The sequence below is a fragment of the Thauera phenolivorans genome (assembly GCF_001696715.1).
Classification (GTDB): domain Bacteria; phylum Pseudomonadota; class Gammaproteobacteria; order Burkholderiales; family Rhodocyclaceae; genus Thauera; species Thauera phenolivorans.
This window is the reverse complement of record NZ_MBFM01000001.1, coordinates 357,941-363,188: the sequence shown is the minus strand read 5'-3', so window position 1 is coordinate 363,188 and position 5,248 is coordinate 357,941. Positions and strand designations below refer to the sequence as shown.

Annotated in this window: 4 protein-coding genes and 1 pseudogene; 3 read left to right on the top strand and 2 right to left on the bottom strand. The window is 70.4% G+C overall.

Annotated features, from left to right (window positions below):
- From BB334_RS01715 to BB334_RS01705, 3 genes are all read left to right on the top strand, one after another.
- Positions 1-735: fumarate reductase cytochrome b subunit (locus tag BB334_RS01715; protein ID WP_068804400.1), on the top strand; the 735-nt coding region annotated here is incomplete at its 5' end.
- Complete coding sequence (locus BB334_RS01710) at positions 732-2,735, top strand: fumarate reductase flavoprotein subunit (protein ID WP_068803705.1); 2,004 nt, start codon at positions 732-734, stop codon at positions 2,733-2,735. The genes BB334_RS01715 and BB334_RS01710, both read left to right, overlap by 4 nt.
- A complete protein-coding gene (locus BB334_RS01705; protein WP_068803703.1) occupies positions 2,732-3,469 on the top strand; it encodes a fumarate reductase iron-sulfur subunit in 738 nt (245 codons plus the stop codon). Before BB334_RS01710 ends, BB334_RS01705 begins: the two co-directional genes overlap by 4 nt.
- Positions 3,470-3,568: 99 nt before the next feature.
- On the opposite strand, the gene BB334_RS01700 is transcribed toward BB334_RS01705, so the two are convergent.
- Complete coding sequence (locus BB334_RS01700) at positions 3,569-4,753, bottom strand: phosphoglycerate kinase (RefSeq protein ID WP_068803702.1); 1,185 nt, start codon at positions 4,751-4,753, stop codon at positions 3,569-3,571.
- A 2-nt stretch (positions 4,754-4,755) separates the two neighbouring features.
- Positions 4,756-5,248, bottom strand: a pseudogene (locus BB334_RS01695) (erythrose-4-phosphate dehydrogenase); the annotation flags it as partial.

Below are 5,248 nucleotides of genomic sequence, written 5' to 3'. Positions count from 1 at the left end.
GCCGCCTCCACCTGGCCCGCGCGGCTCGATGTGCTCCAGAGCCTGACCGGCCTCGCGCTCGCACTCTTCATGTGGCTGCACATGGGCTTCGTTTCGGCGATCCTGATCAGCGAGGACGTCGCTTGGGCAGTGGCGCGCTTTTTCGAGGGCTATTTTTTCCTGCCCCGTCCGCAGGCCTGGCTGGTGTCGAGTTTCGTTGCGGTGATCTCGCTACTGTTCGCGCTGCATGCGCTGCTCGCGCTGCGCAAATTCCCTGCCGACTGGCGCCAGTACCGTATCGCTGCCACCCACGGCAGCCGGCTCCGTCACGGCGACACCGTGCTGTGGTTCGTGCAGGTGGCGACGGGCTTCGCGATGTTCTTTCTCGCGCCGGTGCATCTATACGCGATGTTCATGCATCCTGATCTGATCGGCCCCTACGCGTCCGCCGATCGCGTGTGGACCGGCGGTTTCTGGCCGCTCTATCTGGCGCTGCTGTTCGCGGTCGAAGTGCATGGCAGCGTCGGCTTGTACCGGCTGGCGGTGAAGTGGGGCTGGTTCGAGGGCGGCGACGCGCGTGCGAGCCGACGCCGGCTGAAGATCGCGATGTGGGGCCTGATCGCCTTCCTGCTCACCCTCGGGCTGACCACGCTGATGGCGGAGATCCGCATGGGGGTCGAGCACGCGCCGCGCGCTGGCGAGCGCTATGTGCCGACCTGGCAGCGCGGCGTGACCGCGGCGGAGGAGGCGCGATGAGGATCGAATACACCGACGTGCTGGTGGTGGGCGGCGGCCTGGCCGGCCTGCGCACCGCGGTGGGCGCGGCGCGGCGCGGGCTGCGGGTCGAGGTGCTCTCGCTGGTGCCGGCCAAGCGCTCGCACTCGGTAGCGGCGCAGGGCGGCATGCAGGCGAGCCTGGGCAACGCCTTCAAGGGCATGGGCGACAACGAGGACGTGCACTTCGGCGACACCGTGCGCGGCTCGGACTGGGGCTGCGACCAGCTCGTCGCGCGCATGTTCGCCCACATGGCGCCCAAGGCGGTGCGCGAGCTCGCGGCCTGGGGCGTGCCCTGGAACCGGGTGCAGCGCGGGGCGCACGAGGTGGTGATCAACGGCGAGCGCGTCACGCTCACCGAGCGCGACGAGGCCCACGGCCTGATCACCGCGCGCGACTTCGGCGGCACGCGCAAGTGGCGCACCTGCTACACCGCCGACGGCACCGGCCACACCATGCTCTACGCGCTCGGCGACCGCACGGTGGCCGAAGGCGTCCCGGTGCGCGACCGCAGCGAGGCGATGGCGCTGATCCATGACGACGGACGCTGCCAGGGCGCGGTGGTGCGCGACCTGGAGAGCGGCGAGCTCTACGCCATCCTCGCCGCGGCGACGGTGATCGCCACCGGCGGCTTCGGTCGGATCTGGGGGATCTCGACCAATGCCTTGATCAACGAAGGCATGGGCGCGGCGATCGCACTCGAGACCGGGGTGGCGCGGCTTGCCAACATGGAGGCGGTGCAGTTCCACCCCACCGCGATCGTGCCCGCCGGCATCCTCGTCACCGAGGGCTGCCGCGGCGACGGCGGCCTGTTGCGTGACGCGGATGGCCACCGCTTCATGCCCGATTACGAGCCGGAGAAGGCCGAGCTCGCCTCGCGCGACGTGGTCTCGCGGCGAATGGCCGAGCACATGCGGCGCGGCAAGGGTGTGAAGTCCGCCGTGGGCGAGCACCTGTGGCTCGACATCACGGTGCTCGGCGCCGCCCACATCGACCGCAAGCTGCGCGAGGTGAAGGACATCTGCCGCCACTTCCTCGGCATCGACCCCGCGCGCGAGTGGATCCCGGTGCGCCCGACCCAGCATTACTCGATGGGCGGCATCCGCACCGACCACCGCGGCGAGTCGCGCTCGCTGCGCGGCTTGTTCGCGGTGGGCGAGGCGGCGTGCTGGGACCTGCACGGCTTCAACCGCCTGGGCGGTAACTCGCTCGCCGAGACGGTGGTGGCGGGCATGCTGGTGGGTGAGTACGTCGCCGACTTCGTCGAGTCGCAGGCCGGCGCGCTTGAGTTCTCGCCCGGCCTCGCGCGCGAATTCGTCGGTCGCGAACGCGCTGCGCTCGAGTCCATCGCAGCACGCCCCGCGCCCGCGCCGGGCGGCGACAGCGCGGCCTCGCTGCGGCGCGAGATGGAGGCGACAATGACCGAGCACGTCGGCCTGTTCCGCAACGAGTCGGGGCTGCGGAGCGCGGTCGCCAGGCTGGCCGACCTGCAGGCACGCGCGCGGCGGATCGGCATCGCCAGCCGACACCTCGACGCCAATCCGGAGCTCGTCGCCGCCTACCGGCTGCCGCGCATGCTCGCACTCGCGCTGTGTGCCGCGCAGGGGGCGCTCGAGCGTCGCGAGAGCCGTGGCGCCCACGCTCGCGAGGACTACCCGGCGCGCAACGACCGCGACTGGCTGCGTCGCACGCTGGCTTGGTGGCCGACGGGGGGCGCTACGCCGGTGCTGGAATACGAGCCGATCACGGTCGAGAACATGGAGCTGCCGCCCGGATTCCGCGGCTACGGCACGCGCAATATCGTGGAGCACCCGGCCACCGCGCTGCGCGAGGCCGAGGTCGAGGCCATCCGCGCCCGCCTCGAAGGTGAAGGGCGCGCGCGGCTGCAGGCCGCGCTGCTGGATTTTCGCGGGTGTCTGCCCGAACGCTATCGCGGCGACAACGACCGCCTCGCCGACATCGAAGAAGGAGCGCAGCGATGAGCCGCCGTCTGAAGATTTCGGTCTTCCGCCACAACCCGCGCGACCCGCAGAGCGTGCCGCGCCTGGTCGACTACGAGCTCGACGAGCAGCCTGGCATGACGCTCTTCATCGCGCTCAACGCGATCCGCGACACTCAGGCACCGGACCTGAACTTCGACTTCGTCTGCCGCGCCGGGGTGTGCGGTGCCTGCGCGATGGTGGTCGACGGCCGCCCCGGCCTGGCATGCCGTACGCTGACGAACACGCTGCCGGACGCGTTCAGCCTCTATCCGTTGCCGGTGTTTCGTCTGGTCGCAGACCTGTCGGTGGATACGGGGCGCTGGATGCGCGAGCTCGCCGAGCGCCTGCAGACCTGGGTGCATCTCGAGGCGGAGCCCGAGCTCGACCGCCTCGAGGCACGCATGGAGCCGGCGCTGGCCGAGGGGGTCTATGAGCTCGACCGCTGCATCGAGTGCGGCTGCTGCATCGCCGCCTGTGCCACCGCGCAGATGCGCGAGGGTTTCGTCGGTGCGGTCGGCCTCAACAAGATCGCGCGCTTCCGCCTCGACCCCGCCGACACCCGCGCGGATGCCGACTTCTACGAGCTCATCGGCAGCGACGAGGGCATCTTCGGCTGCATGAGCCTGCTGGCGTGCAACGACCTCTGCCCCAAGGAGCTGCCGCTGCAGACCCAACTGGCCTGGCTGCGCCGCAAGATGGCGGGGCAAGGGATACGCTGGCTGCGGCGGCGCTGAGGCGGGGCCGCGCTGGCGCCGGGTGAGGCCCTGGTGCCGGCAGAAGCACGACGGACGGCCACCCCGCGGGGCGGCCGTTCTCGATACGACGCGCGGCGATCAGCCCTCGTAGCGGGCTTCCAGCGCCGCGATCGCGGGCAGGGTCTTGCCCTCGAGGAACTCGAGGAAGGCGCCGCCGCCGGTCGAGATGTAGCCAACGTCGCCGCCGATGTCGAACTTGGCGATCGCCGCCAGGGTGTCGCCGCCGCCGGCGATCGAGAAGGCCTCGGAGTGGGCGATCGCGGAGGCCATCATCTTGGTGCCGCCGGAGAACTGCGGGTACTCGAACACGCCGACCGGGCCGTTCCAGACGATGGTGCCGGCGTGGGCAATGATGTCGGCGAGCCTGGCCGATGACTTCGGGCCGAAATCCAGGATGCGGTCGTGCGGGCCGACCTCGTCTACCGGGATCCGGTTGGCACGCGCCAGCGCCGAGACCTCGTCCGCCACCACCACGTCCACCGGCAGCGGCACCTCGGCGCCGCGCGCCTTCATGATGTCCATGACCTGCTGGGCCTCGCGCACCATCTCGGGCTCGGCGAGCGACTCGCCGATGCGCTTGCCGGCGGCGAGAAGGAAGGTGTTGGCGATGCCGCCGCCGACGATGAGCTGGTCGACCTTGTCGGCGAGGGTCTTCAGGATGCTGAGCTTGGTCGACACCTTGGCGCCGCCGACGATCGCCACCAGCGGGCGCTTCGGATCGTGCAGGGCCTTGCCGAGGGCGTCGATCTCGGCGCCCATCAGCATGCCGGCGCAGGCGACCGGGGCGAAGCGGGCGATGCCGTGGGTGGTGGCTTCGGCGCGGTGGGCGGTGCCGAAGGCGTCATTGACGTAGACGTCGCACAGCGCGGCCATCTTCTTCGCCAAGGTCTCGTCGTCCTTCTTCTCGCCTTTGTTGCAGCGGCAGTTCTCGAGCAGCACGATCTCGCCCGGCTTGAGTTCGAAGCCGCCGTCGACCCAGTTCTGGATCAGCCGCACCGGCTTGTCGAGCAGTTGGCCGAGTCGCACCGCCACCGGTGTCAGCGAGTCTTCCGCGCGCAGCTCGCCCTCGGTGGGGCGGCCGAGGTGGGAGGTGACCATCACCGCCGCGCCCTTGTCGAGGCAGTAGCGGATCGACGGGATCGAGGCGCGGATGCGGGTGTCCTCGGTGATGTTGCCGGCCTCGTCCTGTGGCACGTTGAGGTCGGCGCGGATGAAGACCCGCTTGCCGGCGACGTCGAGGTCGGCGAGCTTCTTGACTTGCATGATCAGGCTCCAGAGTGGGCAGTGCGAAAATCGGCGGGCGCCGGCGCGGCTGCCCACAGGCCGCGCCAGTGACGGGTAAGGTCGAGCATGCGGTTGGCGAAGCCCCATTCGTTGTCGAACCACACCATCAGGCTCAGCAGGCGACTGCCGCTGACCCGGGTCTGTCCGCCGTCGATGATCGCGGAATGGGGATCGTGGTTGAAGTCGATCGAGGCGTGGGGCTCGTCCGACCAGGCCAGCAGGCCCGCGAAGGGGCCCTCGGCGGCCTCGCGCAGCAGACGGTTGACGCTGGCGGCGTCGGTGTCGCGGCACAGCGCCAGGACGAGGTCGATCGCCGACACGTTGTGGGTCGGCACCCGGATCGCCTTCGCATGCACCTTGCCGGCCAGCGCCGGCAGCAGGCGCTCGACGCCGCGCGCGAGCCCGGTCGACACCGGGATGATCGACTGCATCGCCGAGCGCGTCCGTCGCAGGTCGGTGTGGTGGTAGCCGTCG